Here is a 20,444-nt window from a genome sequence, read left to right as displayed (position 1 = left end):
ACCCCTTAGACCGCCGCGCACCCGGCGCGGGCTTGGTATTCGTTCCACAGCACTACCTGCGAGAGGATATGGCCCCACGCGAGCGCACGCTGTGGGACATCATCCGCTCCACGGCGCAGATGCACCCCGAGGCCGCCGCGCTGGACGACGGCGAGGTCCTCACCTACGCCGAACTCATCACCGACGTCGAGGCCTGGGCCGCTGAGCTGCGCGCCGGTGGCGTTCTCCGCGGCGATCGGGTGGGCATCCGCATGACCTCCGGGCGCCGCGAGCTCTACCTGGCTATCCTGGCCACCCTGGCCGCGGGTGCCGCCTACGTGCCTGTCGACGCCGATGATCCAGACGAGCGCGCCGAGATGGTATTCAGCGAGGCAGGGATCGACGGCCTCTTTAGCGATGAGGGCTTTAGGATGCTGCGCCCGCCGGGGGAAAAGAACGCGGCAACTCCAGCAGATGCAGAAGATGGCTATCCCACCCCGGATGACACCGCGTGGATCATTTTCACCTCCGGATCGACGGGCAAGCCCAAGGGCGTGGCCGTTAGCCACCGCTCCGCCGCGGCCTTCGTCGACGCCGAGGCGGCCCTCTTCCTCGTTGACCATCCCCACGGCCCGCTCGGGCCTGAGGACCGCGTGCTCGCGGGGCTTTCCGTGGCTTTCGACGCCTCCTGCGAGGAAATGTGGCTGGCCTGGGGAAACGGCGCCTGCCTCGTGCCCGCTCCGCGCTCACTAGTGCGCTCCGGCATGGACTTAGGCCCGTGGCTCATCCGCCGCGACATTACCGTCGTCTCCACCGTGCCTACCCTGGCTGGGCTATGGCCAGCGGAGGCGCTGGATAATATCCGCCTGCTCATCGTTGGCGGCGAGGCCTGCTCTCAAGAACTAGTCGAGCGCCTTGCCACCGCTGAGCGCGAGATGTGGAATACCTACGGCCCCACCGAGGCCACCGTCGTGGCCTGCGCCGCGCGCCTGCACCCGGGGCATCCTGTCTCCATCGGGCTGCCCTTAAACGGCTGGAATCTCGCCGTCATAGGCGGCGAGGGCTTCCCCGTTGCGGTGGGTGAAGTCGGCGAGCTCGTCATCGGCGGCGTCGGACTGGCGCGCTACCTCGACCCAGACAAGGATTCCGAGAAGTACGCGCCCTTGCCCTCCCTGGCCTGGGAACGCGCCTATCGCACCGGCGACCATGTGCGCTTAGAGGAAGACGGCCTCTACTTCGTAGGCCGCGTGGATGATCAGTTAAAGATTGGGGGGCGTCGTATAGAGCTCGGCGAGGTCGAGGCACATGTCGCGGCACTGGATAACGTCTATAACTCCGCCGTCGCGGTGCAAAAGACCCCGGGCGGGGAATCCGTACTGGTGGGCTACGTTTCTTTGACAGATCCCACCGCCGCATTCGACCACGAGGATGCCCACGCGCGCCTCGCGGAGACCATGCCTGCCGCCCTCGTGCCGCGCATCTGCGTCATGGATGAGCTGCCCATCCGCACCTCGGGCAAGGTGGACAAAAAAGCACTGCCCTGGCCTCTGCCCGGCGTCGGAGTCGACGCCACGGGGCTCAGCCCCACCGAGGCCTGGCTGGCGGGGCTCTGGGTCGACGTGCTCGGTGCCTCCGTGAGCGATGAGCACGCCGATTTCTTCTCCCTCGGCGGCACCTCGCTGGCTGCGGCCACGCTGGTGGGCCGCATTCGTGAGCGCTACCCCACCGTCGCGGTGCGCGATCTCTACGATCACCCGCGGCTCGGCGCCTTGGCGGAATCCATCGCCGGAGCGCAGCCGCGCCCTGTGACCACGCAACGCGAGGTTAAGAAGGTATCTGGCATCACAAGGCTGGCGCAGACCACCATCCAACTGCCCGTCATGACTCTGGCGGCAAGCACCTGGCTGGCCTGGCTGCTCTTGGGCTCAAACGTGGCGGCGCTCGCCGGCCTGGACTGGGCGCTTTTCACCCCCTGGTGGCAGGTCATAGCGCTGCTCGTGGTCTTTGCCACCCCGCTCGGCCGTATCCCCTTAGGCGGTTGGGGCGCGCGGCTTCTCACCCTAGGAATCACTCCGGGCGACTATCCGCGCGGCGGGTCGGTGCATCTGCGCATCTGGGCCGCTGAGCGCTGGGCCGACGCCTCCGGTTCGCGTTCCATCGCGGGTGCCACGTGGGTCAATAACTACGCGCGCACACTGGGCGTGAAGGTGGGACGCGGCGTCGACTTGCACTCACTGCCGCCGGTAACCGGGCTGCTCACCTTGGGCGATCACGCCGCCATCGAACCGGAGGTCGACCTGTGCGGCTACTGGCTCGACGGCGATATTCTCCATGTCGGCGCCATCACCGTGGCCGAGGGCGCCCGCGTGGGCGCTCGCTCCTCTCTGCTGCCTGGCACCGTCATCGGCGAGTACGCCCACGTGGAGGCCGGCTCTACCGTCACCGGTTCCAAGCGCGTCAAGGATGGCCAGCGCTGGTCCGGCTCCCCCGCGAAGAAGGTGGGCCGTTCCAAGCACCGCTTCCCGGATCAGCCGCCCGCACGCCGTCCCTGGTGGGTAGCCATCTATGGTGCGACTTCCATCTTCCTCGCGTTGCAGCCCGTCATCGCGCTCGTCCTCGCGGCCTGCGCCACCATCGGCCTCGTCCACGTGACTGCGGGCAATCCCTATGTCGGAGTCGTACTCTTCGCGCCAGCCGGGGCGCTGGTGGCCTTCGCCTTCTATATGTTCCAAGTCTGGTTCGGCGTGCGCCTGCTCTCGGCGGGCCTGAAACCCGGCGTCGCTCCAGTGCGCTCGGCTCAGGGCTGGCGTTTGTGGGCCATCGAAAGGCTCATGGATGAGGCCCGCACTCAACTCTTCCCGCTTTATGCCTCCCAACTCACCCCGCTGTGGCTGCGCTCGCTGGGAGCGAAGATTGGCAAGGACGTGGAGATTTCCACCGCCGTGATGATCCCCGCGCTCACCGACATCAAGGATGGCGCCTTCCTGGCCGACGACACCATGGTCGGCGGCTACGAACTCGGTGGCGGTTGGACCCTGACCGGCACAACCAAGGTGGGCAAGCGCTCCTTCATTGGCAACTCCGGCATCGCCGGGCCCGGCCGCAAGCTCTCCAAGAACTCGCTGGTCGCCGTGCTCTCCTCGACCCCGAAGAAGACCAAGCCCGGCGCCAACTGGTGGGGTTCCCCGCCTGAGCGCATGCGCCGCGTCACCGCACATATCGACGGTGTGGAGGGCGAGGCTTTAACCTACCGCCCCACATTCCGGGTCAAAGCCGCGCGCGGCATTGTGGAGACCATGCGCCTACTCGCTCCCATGACCTCTGCGATGCTGTTGGCCCTAACTTTGAGTGGACTCTATTATGCCATCACTGAATGGGGTGTGGCCCTGGCTTGGGCCATGTCGGGGATTCTGCTGATGACCGTCGGCGCGCTCGCCATGGCGATTACCGCAGCTGTGAAGTGGATCTGCGTGGGCAAACAGGTGCCAGGGGATCACCCCTTGTGGTCAGGATTCGTCTGGATCAACGAACTCCAAGATGCTTTCATCGAGGCCGTTGCAGCACCGTGGTTCTTCCAACACACGTCCGGTTCCGGGGAGATCAACCTCGGGCTGCGCGCCCTGGGCGTGTCTATCGGCCGCGGCGCGTGGATAGATTCTTATTGGTTCCCGGAGACTGATCTGTGCCGCGTCGGCGCTGGCGCCACCGTAGGACCTGGCACGGTGGTGCAGACCCACCTTTTCCAGGACCGCGTGATGAGCCTCGATACCGTCACCATCGGGACGGGGGCTACTCTAGCCGCGCACTCCGTAGCGCTGCCCGCCTCCACCATTGGCAACGCCGCCACCATCGGCCCAGGCTCCCTCGTCATGCGCGGCGACCGCGTGCCCGCCAACTCGTTGTGGCAGGGAAACCCCATCGAGCCTTGGGAGCACAAAGGGTGAGATACCTGAGGAGCTCTCGATCGAGAGGCTCTTTCTAAAGCACCGATTACTGCACTTCGTCCCCGCGGCCAGGTGCAGTATTTGTGTTTTCTACAAAGGAAACCCCGTGCCTTCCGCTACTGGAGGGTACGGGGTTTGCGCTATAAGCGTGGCCTAGTCACCGATTTGATCGCGCCCGCGCTTGACGATGTTCGCGTCGGGCTCACCCACCAAAGCATGGTCCTTATTGGTGTACTCGAACTTAGAGAGCACGTAGCGCATGGCGTTGATACGCGCGCGCTTCTTGTCATTGGACTTAATAGTGATCCAGGGCGACTCATCCGTATCGGTATACCGGAACTGCTCTTCCTTAGCGCGGGTATAGTCATTCCACTTATCCAAGGAGGCCAAGTCCATGGGGGAAAGCTTCCACTGACGGACAGGGTCAATCTGGCGGATGGCAAAGCGGGTGCGCTGCTCCTTGCGCGTGACGGAGAACCACAGCTTGGTCAATGAGATACCAGAGCCTAAGAGCATATTTTCCAGCATGGGAACCTCACGAAGAAACTCCGCGTGCTGGGACTCGGTACAAAAGCCCATGACGCGCTCGACGCCGGAGCGGTTGTACCAAGATCGATCGAAGAAAACGATCTCTCCGCCGGCGGGGAAATGCTGAATATAGCGCTGGAAGTACCAGGAGGTGGACTCACGAGGGGAGGGCTTCTCCAGCGCTACAGTGCGGGCGCCGCGGGGGTTAAGGTGCTCGTTGAAGCGCTTGATGGTGCCACCTTTGCCGGCGGCGTCCCGACCTTCAAACAAGATGATGTGGCGCTGCCCGGTCTCTTTGGTCCAGTTCTGCCACTTCAACAGCTCAATTTGCAGTGCGCGCTTGATAACCTCGTACTCGTCGCGCGACATGCGCTCTTCGTAGGGGTAATTCTCACGCCACGTTTCGATGGGCGAGCCATCCGGCATGATCAGTGAGGGGTCATCTTCATCAGATCCATCGACGACGTAGCCGTCAGTTTGCGCCAGGTCGATCTCGGGGAGTTCGTCGTCTTTACTATGAGCCATAAGGGACAGTTTAGCGGTCAAATCACGCTATGGCCTGCTGAACCTAAGCCATGTTAGGCGATTACCCCTCCCCCCTCCCCCGCCCCCACGAACGCAAAAAGAGCCCCACCACAAGGTGGAGCTCTCAAAGATTATCGCCGCAGCGATAAAGAGTGCTTAGGCGATCAGGCCGAGCAGGTCAGACAAGCCCTTAGCAAGGGTGACCAGCGGTCCGAAAGTCTCAGACAGAATCTCGAAAGAGGTGCTGATGATGGTGAAAGCGCCAGAAGACAAAGAAGAAAGGTCAGTCATTTGAAACTCCTTGAAGTTAAAAAGGTTGATGAAGTTAGTATTACTTAAGCGTCAGCTTCGGAAGACAAAGAAGAGAAAGCCTGAAGTGCGCCCTCTCCAACAGAAGAAGTGACCTCGAAGAGGTTCTTGAAGCCGTCAAATGCGTTCAGACCCTCGAATACCTTGCCCCAACCTTCCCAGGTGGTGACGAAGTTGTCGAGGTGATCGATGATGGTGGAGAGATCCATGTGAACTCCTAAGTAGATCCGAGCTTGCGCCCGTATGGTTTACGGTTTTACCGACACCCACAGCGGGCGTCACAAGAAGCTATTCTGGCACACCCTCAACAAAAATCAAGACGAAATTACGATTAGATTTCTTTACTGTATCGGTGCTGAGAGAAAAGCATGGACAGTGAGCCAACGCACAGAGAATGCCCAGCTTTTCCTTTAGCTGGGAAAACTAACCTTTCAAGGTTACTTTCACGTGAAATTAGTTTTAACGCGGTAACGTGTTGGCGACCAACCACGATTGCGTCTTAATTAAGATCTTTTTCTTTGCACAATTTTTACACTGGTCAACACTCCCCAAAATTAACCCATTTTGGGGGTAGCTCGTGATGGTTGGCTGTTTTGGGAAACTTGGCCGACCGGTAAATTCGCGCCCAAGTCCGGGTCGAATCAGCGGTTCCCGCCACTTCCCCCTCGAGAAAATGTTAACAGAGTTACGCGAGTGAATTGCTCAGAACTACAGCGGACGAGTCTTGAGCCCTAGCTTCTAGGCCGCAAACCAGGGCTCTAAGACGAGAAGAGCCGCCTTCCTACATATTGCAGGAAGGCGGCTCTTGGACAGAGGGGCTAGAACGGGGCTCTTAGAAGCCCATTCCACCCATGGCGTCAGCGTCAGGCATGCCTGCGCCAGCGCCAGCACCGGCCGGCTGCGGCTTGTCAGCGACGACAGCCTCAGTGGTCAGGAAGAGCGCAGCGATGGAAGCGGCGTTCTGCAGTGCCGAGCGGGTGACCTTAACCGGATCGTTGATGCCGGCCTCCATGAGGTCGACGTACTCGCCGGTGGCGGCGTTGAGGCCCTGGCCGTTAGGCAGGGAAGCAACCTTGTCGGCCACGACGCCGGGCTCTAGGCCAGCGTTGTGAGCGATCTGCTTGAGCGGCGCAGAAAGGGCCTCACGGACGATCTTGACGCCGGTGGCCTCATCGCCGGTGAGATCGGAAAGGCCGTCGAGAGCGGCTGCCGCGTGGAGCAAAGCCACGCCGCCGCCGGCGACGATGCCTTCCTCGACTGCGGCCTTGGCGTTGCGCACGGCATCCTCGATGCGGTGCTTGCGCTCTTTGAGCTCAACCTCGGTTGCGGCACCGACCTTGAGGACAGCGACGCCGCCGGAGAGCTTAGCCAGACGCTCCTGGAGCTTCTCACGATCGTAATCGGAGTCAGAGTTCTCGATCTCGGCGCGGATCTGCTTGATACGGCCGTCAATCTTCTCCTGATCGCCAGCACCCTGAACAATGGTGGTGTCATCCTTGGTGACAACGACCTTGCGTGCCTGGCCGAGGTACTCGAGCTCAGCGGTCTCAAGGGAAAGGCCGACCTCCTCAGCGATGACCTGGCCGCCGGTCAGGATAGCCATATCCTGCAGCATGGCCTTGCGGCGATCGCCGAAGCCCGGAGCCTTAACGGCAACAGACTTGAAGGTACCGCGGATCTTGTTGACCACGAGGGTGGACAGGGCCTCGCCCTCGACATCCTCGGCGATGATGAGCAGCGGCTTGCCGGACTGCATGACCTTCTCCAGCAGCGGGACGAGGTCCTTGATGTTGGAGATCTTGGAGGACACGAGGAGGATGTACGGATCTTCGAGGACGGCTTCCTGGCGCTCCATGTCAGTGGCGAAGTAGCCGGAGATGTAGCCCTTGTCGAAGCGCATGCCCTCGGTGACCTCGAGGTCAACGCCGAAGGTGTTGGACTCCTCGACAGTGATGACGGAGTCCTTGTTTACCTGGCCGTTGCCCACGGTGTACATAGCTTCAGCGATCTTGGCGCCGATGGCAGGGTCAGCCGCGGAAATACCGGCGGTGGTGGCGATCTCTTCCTGGGTCTCAATCTCCTTGGCGGAGGCGAGCAGGGAGCCAACCACTGCCTTGGTGGCGGCCTCGATGCCGCGCTTGATGCCCATGGGGTTAGAGCCAGCAGCAACATTGCGCAGGCCCTCGCGGACGAGTGCCTGAGCCAGAACGGTAGCGGTGGTGGTGCCGTCACCTGCTACGTCATCGGTCTTCTTGGCAACTTCCTTGACCAGCTCTGCACCGATCTTCTCATATGGGTCTTCGAGCTCAATCTCGCGAGCGATGGAGACACCGTCATTCGTGATGGTCGGGGCGCCCCAGGACTTCTCCAAAACGACGTTGCGGCCCTTGGGGCCGAGGGTGACCTTAACTGCATCAGCCAGCGTGTTCAGGCCACGCTCAAGGCCACGCCGCGCCTCTTCATCAAAGGCGATGATCTTTGCCATGGTATTTGTGCTCCTTAAAGTTTATGAGGACGACACTCGCGTCAATCTTTACGGCCGCCCGCGACGGCATGGCTGGTGAGTGCTATTCCAGCCTCAACCGTAGAGATACAGATTATCTAGCACTTGCCCTTAGGGAGTGCCAACGACCATTCTGGCACTCGTTTAACGCGAGTGCAAGGTGGGACATGGAACTGACCGCATGCCCTCAGCGAACACTCATTGTGGGATAAAGAATCGCCTCCCCACCACGCAAAATCTGCGTGAAGGAAGGCGAAGGTTTCGAGTTCTAATTCTCTGCGCTGGCGCGGCGCCTGGTCCAGAAATAGACAAAGGCGATACCGGCGACGAAGAGGATGATGCCGACGATGTCACTGAGCTTGCCGCCGGGGAAGATCTCCAGAGGGGAGGCTCCACCGGCAGCAGCGATGATGCCGGCGTTGACCACACCGAACAGGGACTCGCCCACGATGAGGCCGGTGGCCAGCAAGGTTCCCATGCGCTTTTTAAACTCGGGGCGTTCCTGCCTGGCAGCCCAGCGATCGTAGAACTTACCCAAGATGGCGCCGATGGGGATGATGACGGTCAGCGAGACGGGCAGGTACATACCCATACCCACGGCCAGCGGGGACAGCGAGTACTTATCGGTGGTCTTGCGCAAAACCTCATCAATAATAATAAGGACTACGCCGATGCCGACGCCGGTGAGAATAAGGTTCCAGTCCAGCGAGTTATCGAAGATGCCCGATGCCACCGAGGACATCAGCGCCGCCTGCGGGGCAGCCAAGGCATCCGGGCCGGCCCCTTCCATGCCTTGGAAGCCGAAGCCGGTGAGCATGACCTGCAGGATGGGAGGAATGACAACGGAGCCAAAGAGCACGCCGATGATGAGAGCAACCTGCTGCTTCCACGGGGTCGCGCCGACGAGCTGGCCGGTCTTGAGATCCTGCAAGTTGTCATTGGAAATGGTGGCAATACCGAAGACGATGGCCGCGGTGAAGAGCGTATAAGCCACGAGCGAGAGCGGCTCCGCGTCAGTTCCGCGGGTCACCGCGGCGATGAGCAGCGAGGCCACCAGCACGGCGATGATACCCACCGAGGAAATCGGGGAGTTCGAGGCGCCGATGAGTCCGGCCATGTAGCCACAGACCGAGGCAATGATGAGTCCGACCAAAAGGGTGAAGGCCACGGAGACCACAAGAAGGACACCCATGTGCTGGTGAATATCCGTGCCGGAGACGAAGTTCCACAGCAGCCCTGCGATAGGAATCATCAGCACAATGATGGCACCGATGACATAGGGGAAGGGAATATCGCGCTCAGTGACGTCGACAACCTGGCCAGCCCTGCGCTGGCGCGAGGAAGCAAAGGAGGCGCTAATGCCACGCGCAATAGGACCGGCGATCTTGATGAGGGTCCAGATGGCGGCGATGGCCATGGTGCCCACGCCGATGAAGCGGATCTCGGAAGAGAACACGGAATCAACGACGTCGCCCAGCGCGGTGATGTCGCTGATGCCATCGACCAAACCCGAGGTGTGCATGGGCAAGAGAATGAAGAAGGAGATGACCACGCCGACGAGCATGGCAATACCAACGGGCAGGCCCACGAGGTGACCGACGCCGATGAGCGCCATGGACAGACTCGTGCCCATGGTGGTGGCGCCAGCGCCGACCTTGAAGTAGGTTGCCACGGAGCTCGCGGCCGCCTTCGTCGCGGCCAGCAGTGCCATAACGGCGGAAACGATGCCGCCCATCAGGATGACCTTGAGACCCTGGGCGTTTTCGGCGTGGTTGGCGCCATCGCCGTCATCATCACCGACGCGCAGGACCTCGGCGGCAGCGACGCCCTCCGGATAAGGAAGATCGGAACCGGTCACAAGCGCGCGACGCAGCGGAATCGAATACATGACGCCGAGGACGCCACCGATGGCGCAGACCGCGGCGGTCTCCCAGAACTCGAAACCCGACCAATAGCCCACCATGATAAGGCCCGGCAGGACGAAGATGATGGCCGAAAGGGTACCGGCGGAGGAAGCGATGGTCTGGACGATGTTGTTTTCTTTAATGTTGTGCCCGGCGAACTTGCGGAGCACAGCCATGGAAATCACCGCCGCCGGAATCGACGTGGCGAAGGTGAGCCCGACCTTGAGGCCTAGGTAGACGTTAGCGGCCGTAAAGACCAAGGTTATAAGGCCACCGATGATGACGCCGCGCAGCGTGAGCTCGCGCAACGGGGTGGTCTGAGAACCAGTGGCGGAGGCAGTATCGTGCGCCATGCCAGGTCCTTTCCTAGATAGACAGGTTGCCGCGGCCTCAAAAAGAGACGACGACAGTTGTAGAACAGAAAAAGTCTATTCCTCTCTTACTGAGATCTCACATTGTGGGCATAAGCAGGAGGCTCGGCACCGCTGTCGGCGTGCGGGGTAGGTTAGTGACCATGACTACAATTCCTGAACTAATTTCCGCAGACCGCCCGCGTATCTTCGAACAGCTCAGCGCGCTGGTCTCCTTCCCATCCGTCCATGCCGCCCCTGGGGCCGAGGAGGCCAATGCAGCCGCCGCTGCCTGGGTAGCGCAGGCCTTTGAGGAGGCTGGAATCAAGATGGAAGCGATCACCACCGTCGATGGCTCAGTAGCGCTTGTGGGCGAGCGCGCCGGAGACCCCGCGGCCAAGACCGTTCTTCTCTACTCCCACTATGACGTGGTGCCCGCAGGGGATCGCGCCGCGTGGGTGAGCGATCCTTTCACATTGACCGAGCGCGCCGCGGACGATGGCAGCACCCGCTGGTATGGGCGCGGCGCGGCTGATTGCAAGGGCAATGTCGCCATGCACCTGGCTGCACTGCGCGCCCTTGAGACCACCGGCGGCACCAAGCTCAACCTCAAGGTTCTCATCGAGGGCTCCGAGGAGCGCGGCGGCGAAGGGCTTTCCGCCCTCATCGAGGAAAAGCCCGAGCTTTTTACTGCCGACGCCATCCTCATCGCCGATGCCGGCAACGCCAAGCTGGGCCACCCCACCTTGACCACGTCCCTGCGCGGGGGCGGGCAGATCCTCGTTACCGTAGACACGCTGGCAGCAGGCGTACACTCCGGCCAGTTCGGCGGCGCTGCCCCGGATGCAGTTAAAGCTCTCATGCGCGCACTGGATTCCCTGCATGATGAGGCCGGACGTCTGCAGATTGACGGCATTGACACCAGCGCCATCTGGGAAGGCGAGGCCTATCCGGTCGAGGATTTCCGCGCCGACGCCCAGATCCTCGAGGGCGTAGACGTCATGGGCACCGAGCAGGATGCGGTGGCAGATTTCCTGTGGGCCCGCCCGGCGGTATCTATCACCGGTTTTAGCTCCACGCCCGTTGCCGAGGCCGTCAACGCTGTGGCGCCGACCGCCAGCGCCAACCTCAACCTGCGCGTTCCCGCCACCATGGATCCGGATGCGGTCGCCGAGGCGCTGGTCAAGCACATCGAGGCGCACGTGCCTTGGGGCGCACACGCCACGTGCGAGATCCTTGAGGTCAACCGCGGCTTCGAAACCGATCCCACCAAGCCGGCACTGGCCACCCTCGGCGAGTGCCTGGCGGAGGCTTATGGCCGCGAGGTGACCCAGATCGGCATGGGTGGGTCCATCCCCCTGACGGTGGAGCTGCAGGAGAAGCACCCCGCCGCGGAGATCGCCCTCTTCGGTGTCGAAGAGCCCAAGGCCACCATCCACTCCGCCAACGAGTCGGTTGACCCGACGGAGATTGAAAAGATCGCCATCGCGGAGGCACTGTTCCTCCAGCGCTATGCGTAGCGCTACGCGTAAAGAGTAGGTGGCGCCAAACCGGTGCAAACGAGCCTATATATAACAGTATATTTAGAGTTATCTTTGATCAGTGTGAAATGAGTGCTAACATCGGCACCATTGGTAGCATCGTGATCGACTCTCCTCGCTGGTCTCGCGTGCGCTCGGGAAGTCTTTCTTAAGGCATCCGCGCGCAGCGGGAATCTCTCTTCGCACCTTCTCCGCCTGCCACGGTGGCAGTCGCTCACGGGGTCACGCCTACAGGGATCTGTAAACCGCAGTTCTTGCACCCCGCACTTCGAAACCTCGAAAAGGAGCGCAGAATACCGCCGTGCTGACATTGATGGGCGCCCTTCTGGTTGCCACCGCCATCGCGCCTTTCCTCATTTCCGCATTGGGCAGGCCGGCTTTTGGTTTGCTCGCCTTAGTCCCGGGCGTCGGATTCTTCTGGACGCTCCAGAAGCTGGTTGACGGCGCCTTCGCCGACGGAAACACGCTGCGTTTCGACATCGCGTGGATGCCCGCAGCCCACCTCGATATCAGCCTGCGCATGGACGGGCTCTCCGCGCTCTTCTCCCTCATCATCTTGGGAGTGGGCGCGTTGGTCATGCTCTACTGCTGGGGCTACTTTGATCAAACCCCGCGCCGCCTATCCCTCTTCGCCGGCGAGATGATGGCCTTCGCCACCGCCATGTACGGCCTGGTCATCTCCGATTCCTTCCTGCTGATGTACGTCTTCTGGGAAGTCACCTCCCTGCTGTCCTACCTCTTGGTCAGCTACTACGGCGAACGCGCCTCCTCCCGCCGCTCCTCCCAGCAAGCACTCATGGTCACAGCTCTCGGCGGGCTCGTCATGCTCATGGGCATCATCCTGCTCGGGCGCCAGACCGGCATGTGGAGCTTCTCCGAGATCGCCGCCATGCCGAATGTGGTGCAGACTCCGTATATCACGGTCGCCATCGTGCTCATCCTGGCCGGAGCTCTGTCCAAGTCCGCCATCGCGCCCTCACACTTCTGGCTGCCAGGGGCCATGGCCGCACCCACCCCGGTCTCGGCATACTTGCACTCGGCAGCCATGGTGAAGGCAGGCATCTACCTCGTTGCGCGCCTGGCGCCTGAGTTTCACGTGGTGCCCACCTGGCACCTCGTGGTCATCCCGCTCGGCGTCTTCACCATGCTGCTCGGCGGCTGGATGGCGCTCAAGCAGAAGGACTTGAAGCTCGTTCTGGCCTATGGCACCGTCTCCCAGCTGGGCTTTATTACCTCGATCATGGCTATTGGCTCGCGCGAGGCCATGCAGGCGGGCCTAGCCCTGACCTTCGCACACTCCCTGTTCAAGGCGGCGCTGTTCATGATCGTCGGCGCCATTGACCACAGCGCCGGCACCCGCGACATCGACAAGCTCTCCGGACTCGGGCGGCGCCAACCGCTGCTTTATGGCCTAGCCATCATCTCCGGGCTGTCCATGGCGGGCATTCCCCCGCTCTTTGGCTTCGTCTCCAAGGAGGCAGTGCTCACGGCCATCATGCACGAGGAGCTCCTCGTCGGCATGCCGCGCAATCTGCTGCTCGTCGGCGTGGTCCTGGGATCCATCCTGACCATGGCCTATACCCTGCGCTTCCTGTGGGGTGCCTTCGCCACCAAGGACCGGGAGGCAGGGGCCTCTGAGGCCGTGCGCAAGATGCACCCGGTGGGCCTTTTGCTCTGGCTTCCCCCGGGAATCTTGAGCGCCCTGACCATATTCTTTGGTCTGCTGCCCACGCCCTTGTCTTCCGCCATCAACCAGCACCTCAACTCCGTGTTTGGGAGCGCGGAAAAGACCTACCTCTCCCTGTGGCATGGCTGGACCATCCCGCTGGCGTTGTCGGCCTTCATCGTCGCGATGGGAATCATCCTGCACTGGCAGCGCCAGGTGCTGGTGAAGTGGCAATTTACCTACCCGGCCCTCGGCTCGGCGGACAAGGCCTATGACACCGTCATTAACTCTCTGCGCAACCTCTCGCTGCGCACCACCGCCTCGACGCAGCGCGGCTCCCTGCAGCTCAACCTCACGGTCATCTTCGCCACGTTGATGATCTTGCCTGTCATCATGCTCATCAACGGTGATCTCACCAATGTGCGCATGATCGTGGCCGAGAACCCCTGGCAGATGGTGGCCGCGCTCATCATGATGCTCTCCGCCATCGCCGCTACCTCCATGGATAACCGCCTCTCCGCCGTCATCATTGTCGGCGTCACCGGCTACGCGCTCGCCTTCGTCTTTGCCCTCCACGGCGCCCCGGACCTGGCGTTGACGCAGCTGCTGGTGGAGACCATCATCATGGTCTTGTTCATGTTGGTCCTGCGGCGCATGCCCGCACAGACGGATTGGAAGCAAAACCCCAAGACCTCGCGCCTGCGCGCCTGGCTGGCCGTGGGCGTGGGGCTCTCGGTCACCCTGGTTGGCATGTACGCCATCAACGCGCGTACCGCTCGCCCCATCTCCGAGTTCATGCCGGAGCTAGCCAAGGAGATCGGCCACGGCGCTAACGCCGTCAACGTCCTCCTCGTTGACATCCGCGCCTGGGATACCTTCGGCGAGATTTCCGTGCTGGTCATCACCGCCATCGGCGTGGCCTCCCTCATCTACCGCACGCAATCCTTCAGCCGCTCCTCGCGCCGGCCCACCCTGCGGGTGACTGGTCGGCGTTGGCTGGCGGCCGGGGTCGAATCCGAGCAGGCGCTTAACCGCTCGCTGATGATTGACGTAACCACCCGCGTGCTCTTCCCCTCGATGATGGCGCTCTCGCTGTACTTCTTCTTCGCCGGCCACAACGCCCCCGGCGGCGGTTTCGCCGGCGGCCTCGTCGCCGCCCTCGCGCTTATCCTGCGCTACCTCGCGGGAGGGCGCGCTGAGCTTGATGAGGCGCTGCCTATCGACGGCGGACGCACCATGGGCACCGGCCTCATCCTCGCCGCCCTAGCCGCCATCGTGCCGATGTTCTTCGGCCGCCCGCCTCTCACCACGGGCTACGACAAGATAGCGGTTCCGCTTATCGGGGATGTCTCGCTGCCTTCCGCGCTCATCTTCGACGCTGGGGTTTACCTCGTGGTGGTGGGGCTCACGCTCTACATTCTCAACTCCTTGGGAGCGCGCCTCGACATCGAAGAGGAAGGCCGTAAGCAGCGTGCTCGCGACCGCGCCCGCTCCCTGGCCCGCCGTCAGCGTCAGCGCGAAGCCGCCGCCAAGGTTCAGAAGGCCAAGAAGGCCAAGGCTGCCGCTGGTGCAGCCACAGCCACAACCGAGACTGAAGGAAAGGAGAAGTAGATGGAAGCCAATCTCTTTTTGCTCCTCGCCTCCGGGGTGTTGGTGGGCTGCGGGGTCTACCTCTTGCTCGACCGTGCAATGACCAAGATGTTGTTGGGTCTCCTTCTCATCGGCAACGGCGCCAACCTCCTGCTCTTGCAGGCAGGCGGGCAGGCCGGTTCCCCACCTATCGACGGCCGCGAATCCCATCCCTACGGCGAGCAGATTGCTGATCCGCTCGCGCAGGCGATGATTCTAACCGCCATCGTCATCTCGATGGCCATGACCGCATTCATCCTGACCCTGGCCTACCGGCAGTACCGCTACCGCACGGCTGACGTCTTGGAAGACGACACAGAGGACACCGCTATCGCCGCCATCGCCGCCCGCCCGGGCAAGGCTTCCGCCGCGCCGGACCACGACGCCTCCAATGACCCGGCCACCGGCCGCGCCACCAAAGAGGGCGATCAATTCGGCCCCGAGTTCTTCGAGGAGCCAGTAAAGGGGGCCAGCGATGACTGAGTCTGTCACCCCGCTTGTCGAAGCCCTCTTGCCCTACATCGGCTACGTCATCGCACTGCCGGTTCTCATCCCGGCCTTCGCCGCCGCGTTAGCGCTCCTTTTTGCCAAGGCGCCCAACGTGCAGCGCCAGATTGCTTTCTTCTCCCTGCTGAGCCTCGCTGTGGTCAACGCCGCGCTCATTGTGGTGGCGGATACCGCCGGCATTCAGACCCTGCAGGTCGGCGGTTGGGACGCCCCGGTCGGCATCACGCTCGTCGCTGACCGGCTCTCCTCCGTGATGCTCTTTACCTCGGCCGTGGTGCTCTTTAGCGTGATGTGGTACGCCATTTCCCAGGGCATCCGCGACGGATCCAAGGACGAGCCGGTGGCGGTGTTCTTGCCCACCTACATGCTGTTGACCATGGGCGTGAACGTCTCCTTCCTTGCGGGAGACCTCTTCAACCTCTACGTCGGCTTTGAGATCTTCCTCGTCGCCTCTTATGTCCTGCTCACTCTCGGCGCCTCCCCGGCCCGCGTGCGCGCCGGCGCCGGCTACGTCATGGTCTCCATGGCCTCCTCGCTCATCTTCGTCATCGCCCTGGCCCTGGTCTATGCCTCGGTGGGCACGGTGAACATGGCGCAGATTGGCCTGCGCATGGAGGAGATTCCCGCCGGCACCCGTGCCGCGGTCTTCGCCGTCTTGCTCATCGCCTTCGGCATCAAGGCGGCCGTCTTCCCGCTCGATGCCTGGTTGCCGGACTCCTACCCCACCGCGCCTTCCCTGGTCACGGCCATCTTCGCGGGTTTGCTGACCAAGGTCGGCGTCTATGCCATCATCCGTGCGCGGACCTCGATATTTACCGCCGGGGAGCTCGATTCCCTGCTCATGTGGGTAGGCCTGGCCACCATGCTGGTGGGTATTCTGGGCGCCATCGCGCAATCAGACATCAAACGTCTGCTTTCCTTTACCCTGGTCAGCCACATCGGTTATATGATCTTCGGAGTGGCCCTGGGCACCGCCCAGGGTCTTTCCGGCGCCATCTTCTACGCCGTGCACCACATCTTGGTGCAGACCGCCCTCTTCTTGGTCGTGGGCCTCATCGAGCGCCAAGCCGGGACCTCCTCCCTGCGCCGGTTGGGCTCCCTCATCTACACCGCGCCGCTGATTGCCATCTTGTACTTCATCCCGGCCGTCAACCTGGGCGGCATCCCACCCTTCTCCGGCTTCTTGGGCAAGATCCTGCTCATCCAGGCCGGCGCCAATGCGGGCACGTGGCAGGCGTGGGTGCTTATCTCCGGCGCTATTGCCACCTCGCTGCTCACCCTTTATGTCATGATGCTGGTCTGGGCCAAGGGCTTCCTGCGCGATCGCGCGGATGCCCCAGAGGGCAACAAGGCCATGGCGCAGGTTTCTCCGCTAGCAGATGTCACCGACGAGATCGAGTTCGAGTCCCGCAAGGATTTCGGCCGCCTGCCCTTCGGCATGGTGGCCTCGACGGCGCTTCTCGTGGCCGCATCCACCTCGATTACCTTCCTCGCCGGCCCTATCTCTGGGGTCACCAGCCGCGCCGCGGAATCTGCCCAGGATCGCAGCATCTATCAATACGCTGTGCTCGGGGACACGGCTGATAATCCCACTCGCCACCTCGATCGCAAGGATCGCGACGACGATGACGCGGATTCCATAGGCAACCGCAAGCACCTGCTGCCGGATCCAGAGCCCGGAATCTCTGCTACTTCTACAGCACGGGCCACGTCTTCCGCACCTTCGCCTAGCAGTGAGGCCAGTGAGCCACAATCTCCGGAGGCCGACCGTGAGCAGTAACCGTTATGGAATCCACTTCCAGGGCTTCCGGCACCGCTTCCGCCCGTGGTTCATTGTCTGGCTCACCGTCATGTGGTGTCTGCTGATGGGGGATGTCAGCTGGGCAAATGTCTTCGGCGGGCTGGCCGTGGGCTGCCTCATCGTATTCCTCTTGCCGCTGCCGGCCATGCCGGTGGCGGGGATCTCCATATCCTGGGGCGAGTTCATCCGCTTCTGTTTTCGGTGGGTGGCTGATCTCTTCTACGCCTCCGTGAAGGTGGCGTGGCTGGCCATTCGCCCGCAGGCCCCACCGAAGACGGCGATCCTGGAGCTGCCCATGCGGCTGGAGAACGAGTTCATCCTTTCCCTGGCCGTGACGTTGTATAACCTGCAACCAGGCGGAACCGTCACGGATATTGACATTGCCAACCGCATGCTCACCATCCACGTTCTCGACGCGGACTCCGATAGCCACCTTGAGCGCGAAATCGCCGCCGTCGCCCGCCTCGAAGCCTCGCTCATCTCCATCTTCGAAAGGAGCCACCCCTAATGGATGATTCCCTCTACAATGCCATCCTCACCGTGGCCGCGCTGATGCTCGTCATCGCGTTTCTCATCCTGACGTGGCGCATAGTCTCTGGGCCCAACTCCCTCGATAGGCTCGTGGGTATGGACGGCTTCGTCGCCATCTTCCAGTGCTCGCTGGCAACCTATATCTGCTGGTCTTTGAACACCACCGTAGCCAATGCCATGCTGGTCATCGCGCTCCTGGGCTTCATCTCCACCGTCTCGGTCACGCGCTTTCGCAAGAGGGATAGCCAATGAACATCGAACTCATCACCGACATTCTCTCCCTAGTATTCATCCTCGCCGGTTCTGCCTTCGCACTCTCTGCTGCCATAGGAGTGGCGCGATTCCGCGACACCATGTCGCGGGTGCACTCGGTATCTAAGCCACAGACCACTGGACTCATCCTCACCATCATCGGCGCGCTTATTCGCGTCGTGGGATCAGGGACTTTTAGCATTGCCGAAAAAGGTGACTTAGGAATACTTATGTTGCTGGTAATCTTTGCCATGATTACCAGTCCGGTCACCGCCCAGCGGATCTCGCGCATCGCGCGCCGCGAAGGACTGTACGGCACGGATGGCTCCATGTCGCGCAATGACCGCCCAGCTGGCAAGTCTTTGCGCAAAAAGTAAAAGTCCTGAGAACCTGAGAGGCAAAAGTGAAAAAGCTCTACGGCACTCCTACCCTTGTGATACTTCTGAGCGCCTTGGTCGCCGTAGTGTTTTATCGCTTCACCATCTATAGCGGTAACTACAACGCCATGGAGTGGATAGTCCCCTTCGACCTGAGCATCTACCGCCTTGCCGGCCAGGACGTTGCACACGGCGGCCTGCTTTATGACGGGCCGTATATAGACAACTTCCCGTTTACTTACCCGCCTTTTGCCGCCGTGATCTTCGAGCAGATGGCCAGCTGGTCCGATAACCTCATCATCAGCGTCTGGCAGGGCGGAATCTTTGTCTGCCTGCTCATCATCATCCTCATGATCTTCCGGGAGCGTGGGCTGCGCCTGTCGCCGCTGGCAATCCTCGTGGCGATCCTGCTGACCGCAGCCACTCCTGCCAACGAGCCCATCCACGGAACCTTGTTCTACGGCCAGATCAACGTCCTGCTCATGCTTCTCGTGGCCCTCGATATTTTGCCGCACAAGTGGCGTCTGCCGGGCATCGGCATTGGCCTAGCTGCGGGCCTCAAACTCACCCCGGCATACATGGGCNNACCTTCATCGTCACCGTCGTCCTCGGCTTCCTCTTCATCCCGGATGCCAAGGTCTTTTGGACCGATGCCATGTTCAACTCCTCGCGCGTGGGCGACCACGACAATACTGGTGCGAAGTCTCTGCGCTCGCTTATGTACCGCGTCTGGGGCATCGACGGCGGCTGGAAGTGGCTCCTCGCCGTGCTCGTGGTCTTCATCTTGACCTGCCTGGCGCTGCGCACCGCATATAAGCTCCGCAACAACTCCGCGGCACTGACCGTTGCCGGTCTCAGCTCCTGCTTGGTCTCACCCTTTGCCTGGTATCACCACTTTGTGTGGACGATTCCCCTGGGCATCGTCGTCTTCATCGCCGTCAACCAGGCCGTGGGTGACCGCCTGCACTCGGTGTGGGGCGCGCAGTTAGCAGGGCTCCTGTCATTCGCGGCCCTCATCCTCATCCAGCTACCTTTCGTATCAGCGCCTGTCTGGGAGCAGCTCTCCTCCCGCGGCCTCGACTCGACCACGTTCTTGCATCCGTGGCTCTCCACGATCTTCACGGCAACCTGTCTGGTGGCCATCGCCGTGTACGCGGCCTGGGGTTTTATTCCCCGCAAGGCCGCCGCGAAGAGCTCGGTTCCCGCTGCTAGCTAGAACCGCTCAGGGGGAGCTTCTTCCCGAACATTCATGAGAATGACCGCCGGGTAGCTGCGTCCTCCGACCTCAACGTCCGCGATGTGGAGCTGCACATCGAAAGCCGCGCCCAGGGTTTCCGGCGTGAGAACCCTGTCTCGGAGCCCAAACACCGGCGGCTGCTGGCCGCGCAGAATCATGGAATAGTCTGCCACTCGCAGTGCCCGGCCCCGCCAATGAGTACCACGTCAGGATCCCAAGCCAGTATCTGCTCAGCATTGACGGGAGCCAGCCCCTGACTAGTGCCTTCGGCCGCGTTCTTAGCATTGGCTGTCTGCAACCAGTAGTAGCCAAAGAAGGGGGTATCCCCCGCCACTCGGGCGGTGCCATTGCTGTAGTTGAAGATGATAGGCGCACGCTTGCGTTCCGCCTCACTGACCTGGGCGCTTCGCTGCTTGCGTCGTCGATAAGCTGGCGGCCATAGGCAATCTTTTCATCCATCTTGCCGGGCTCCTGGAATACCTGCTCCAGCAACCGCAGCCAGTCGGCGTAGACTCACGATCGTATCTTTGAGCGCGCCGACCACAGACTGCGACATACCAATTAGTTTCGGTGCCTTACCGTCGTTGTATGCCAAGTAGGTGGAAGCGATGGGGATTTCATCAACCGCGATGCGCTCGATATTCGCCGGTATCTCCACGGAATTGCCCGCGTGATCGGTGATCGTGACCGTCTTATCCGAGGTGGCGCCAGGCGCTGCAGACGAAGCCTGAGAGCTTCCATCAGTGGAGCTATTGGGGGCAGAGCAACCGCCCAAGACCAATCCGACTGTGGTGATGGCGGCGAGGCTGGCCGCTAGAATTGCCTGCTTCATGTGAGTTTGGGCTTGCCCGCAAATCGTGG

At 61.9% G+C, this 20,444-nt stretch carries 17 protein-coding genes and 1 pseudogene; 10 read left to right on the top strand and 8 right to left on the bottom strand.

Annotated elements, in window-relative coordinates; genetic code table 11:
- Nucleotides 1–68: 68 nt before the first annotated feature.
- A complete protein-coding gene (locus B2696_RS07755) occupies nucleotides 69–3,923 on the top strand; it encodes a Pls/PosA family non-ribosomal peptide synthetase (RefSeq protein WP_286954938.1) in 3,855 nt (1,284 codons plus the stop codon).
- A gap of 153 nt (nucleotides 3,924–4,076) precedes the next feature.
- Here the strand turns inward: B2696_RS07755 and ppk2 are convergent, their stop codons facing one another.
- From ppk2 to B2696_RS07730, 5 genes are all read right to left on the bottom strand, one after another.
- Nucleotides 4,077–4,976 carry a polyphosphate kinase 2 gene (gene ppk2, locus B2696_RS07750; protein WP_075730585.1) on the bottom strand — a complete coding sequence of 300 codons (900 nt, stop codon included), beginning with the start codon at nucleotides 4,974–4,976 and terminating at the stop codon, nucleotides 4,077–4,079.
- A 156-nt stretch (nucleotides 4,977–5,132) separates the two neighbouring features.
- On the bottom strand, nucleotides 5,133–5,267 hold the full coding sequence (locus B2696_RS07745) for a hypothetical protein (protein ID WP_286954899.1): 135 nt from the start codon (nucleotides 5,265–5,267) through the stop codon (nucleotides 5,133–5,135).
- A gap of 44 nt (nucleotides 5,268–5,311) precedes the next feature.
- Nucleotides 5,312–5,494 (bottom strand): hypothetical protein, encoded by a 183-nt coding sequence (locus B2696_RS07740; RefSeq protein ID WP_286954898.1) that lies wholly within the window; start codon nucleotides 5,492–5,494, stop codon nucleotides 5,312–5,314.
- Between the two features lie 623 nt (nucleotides 5,495–6,117).
- A complete protein-coding gene (gene groL / locus B2696_RS07735; protein WP_286954897.1) occupies nucleotides 6,118–7,770 on the bottom strand; it encodes a chaperonin GroEL in 1,653 nt (550 codons plus the stop codon).
- 286 nt (nucleotides 7,771–8,056) lie between these two features.
- Nucleotides 8,057–10,045, bottom strand: a complete 1,989-nt coding sequence (locus B2696_RS07730) for an OPT family oligopeptide transporter (protein ID WP_286954896.1) — start codon at nucleotides 10,043–10,045, stop codon at nucleotides 8,057–8,059.
- 161 nt (nucleotides 10,046–10,206) lie between these two features.
- Between B2696_RS07730 and B2696_RS07725 the strand changes: the two genes are divergently transcribed.
- The 9 genes from B2696_RS07725 to B2696_RS07685 all read left to right on the top strand — a co-directional run bounded on the left by B2696_RS07725 (nucleotide 10,207) and on the right by B2696_RS07685 (nucleotide 19,562).
- Nucleotides 10,207–11,562: a dipeptidase gene (locus tag B2696_RS07725; protein WP_286954895.1), complete on the top strand. Its 1,356-nt coding sequence runs from the start codon at nucleotides 10,207–10,209 to the stop codon at nucleotides 11,560–11,562.
- A 322-nt stretch (nucleotides 11,563–11,884) separates the two neighbouring features.
- Entirely contained in the window at nucleotides 11,885–14,860 is a 2,976-nt protein-coding gene (locus B2696_RS07720) for a Na+/H+ antiporter subunit A (RefSeq protein WP_286954893.1), read from the top strand.
- Nucleotides 14,861–15,361, top strand: coding sequence for a Na(+)/H(+) antiporter subunit C (locus B2696_RS07715; RefSeq protein WP_286954891.1), 501 nt, complete (start codon nucleotides 14,861–14,863; stop codon nucleotides 15,359–15,361). It begins immediately after the preceding gene.
- Complete coding sequence (locus B2696_RS07710) at nucleotides 15,354–17,165, top strand: Na+/H+ antiporter subunit D (RefSeq protein ID WP_286954889.1); 1,812 nt, start codon at nucleotides 15,354–15,356, stop codon at nucleotides 17,163–17,165. Before B2696_RS07715 ends, B2696_RS07710 begins: the two co-directional genes overlap by 8 nt.
- Nucleotides 17,155–17,694 carry a Na+/H+ antiporter subunit E gene (locus B2696_RS07705; protein ID WP_255312467.1) on the top strand — a complete coding sequence of 180 codons (540 nt, stop codon included), beginning with the start codon at nucleotides 17,155–17,157 and terminating at the stop codon, nucleotides 17,692–17,694. Before B2696_RS07710 ends, B2696_RS07705 begins: the two co-directional genes overlap by 11 nt.
- Nucleotides 17,694–17,969: a monovalent cation/H+ antiporter complex subunit F gene (locus tag B2696_RS07700; RefSeq protein WP_075730593.1), complete on the top strand. Its 276-nt coding sequence runs from the start codon at nucleotides 17,694–17,696 to the stop codon at nucleotides 17,967–17,969. Before B2696_RS07705 ends, B2696_RS07700 begins: the two co-directional genes overlap by 1 nt.
- The gene (locus B2696_RS07695; protein ID WP_075730594.1) at nucleotides 17,966–18,346 is read left to right on the top strand and encodes a monovalent cation/H(+) antiporter subunit G; all 381 of its coding nucleotides are present in this window, start codon (nucleotides 17,966–17,968) and stop codon (nucleotides 18,344–18,346) included. The genes B2696_RS07700 and B2696_RS07695 overlap by 4 nt, the downstream gene beginning before the upstream one ends.
- Nucleotides 18,347–18,474: 128 nt before the next feature.
- The gene (locus tag B2696_RS07690; RefSeq protein ID WP_422653253.1) at nucleotides 18,475–19,134 is read left to right on the top strand and encodes a glycosyltransferase 87 family protein; all 660 of its coding nucleotides are present in this window, start codon (nucleotides 18,475–18,477) and stop codon (nucleotides 19,132–19,134) included.
- Nucleotides 19,065–19,562, top strand: coding sequence for a hypothetical protein (locus B2696_RS07685; RefSeq protein ID WP_286954883.1), 498 nt, complete (start codon nucleotides 19,065–19,067; stop codon nucleotides 19,560–19,562). Before B2696_RS07690 ends, B2696_RS07685 begins: the two co-directional genes overlap by 70 nt.
- Here the strand turns inward: B2696_RS07685 and B2696_RS07680 are convergent.
- The 3 genes and pseudogenes from B2696_RS07680 to B2696_RS07675 form a co-directional block, all read right to left on the bottom strand.
- On the bottom strand, nucleotides 19,559–19,756 hold the full coding sequence (locus B2696_RS07680) for a hypothetical protein (RefSeq protein ID WP_286954881.1): 198 nt from the start codon (nucleotides 19,754–19,756) through the stop codon (nucleotides 19,559–19,561). The genes B2696_RS07685 and B2696_RS07680 overlap by 4 nt on opposite strands.
- Nucleotides 19,738–19,968, bottom strand: a pseudogene (locus B2696_RS11585) (ABC transporter substrate-binding protein); the annotation flags it as partial. The gene B2696_RS07680 and the pseudogene B2696_RS11585, both read right to left, overlap by 19 nt.
- Nucleotides 19,969–20,034: 66 nt before the next feature.
- On the bottom strand, nucleotides 20,035–20,444 hold a 410-nt coding region (locus tag B2696_RS07675; protein ID WP_414646596.1), incomplete at its 5' end, for a hypothetical protein.

This window comes from Corynebacterium sp. UBA4397, assembly GCF_002390965.1.
GTDB lineage: Bacteria > Actinomycetota > Actinomycetes > Mycobacteriales > Mycobacteriaceae > Corynebacterium > Corynebacterium flavescens.
Note: the sequence above shows the minus strand (reverse complement) of the source record. Positions and strands in the feature narration are given on the sequence as shown.